The organism is Pseudoalteromonas sp. MMG012, from assembly GCF_018100875.1.
Taxonomy (GTDB): Bacteria; Pseudomonadota; Gammaproteobacteria; order Enterobacterales; family Alteromonadaceae; genus Pseudoalteromonas; species Pseudoalteromonas aurantia.
In genome coordinates, this window is record NZ_JAGJEF010000240.1 from 1 (window position 1) to 409 (window position 409).

1 protein-coding gene is annotated in these 409 nt (G+C 46.7%); it reads left to right on the plus strand.

What is annotated here, in order from left to right; translation table 11 throughout:
* A partial coding sequence (locus J8L97_RS23240) for a hypothetical protein (RefSeq protein WP_211053092.1) occupies positions 1–409 on the plus strand: 409 nt, incomplete at both ends.

Here is a 409-nt window from a genome sequence, read left to right on the forward strand (position 1 = left end):
CAAAATTGATGGTACTAATACCAAAGAGCACTATGACGCAGCGGGGCGTTTAACTGCCATGCAGGGGCCGCAAGGTCACCAAACCACCATTGAGTATACCGGTGAGCGTGCGAGTAGTATTTTAACTAAAACGTCGACGGGCACAGAAAAAACCGCGCTGATTTACAATGCACAAGGGCTGATAGCGCAGTTAGAAACCCAATCTGGTAGCACTCAAGCAGGAAAAAGCGGTGCTAATACGCGTGTGTACTACGGCTATGATGCGAATAAGCGTTTATCGTCAGTGAAAGTTGATTTAACTCCAGCCGATAACAGCATTGCCGATGGTAAAGTATATGAAACGCGCTATACCTACGATGGCAACAGCAACCGCGTACAAAGTGTATCGCAATCAGATGGCACAGTATTA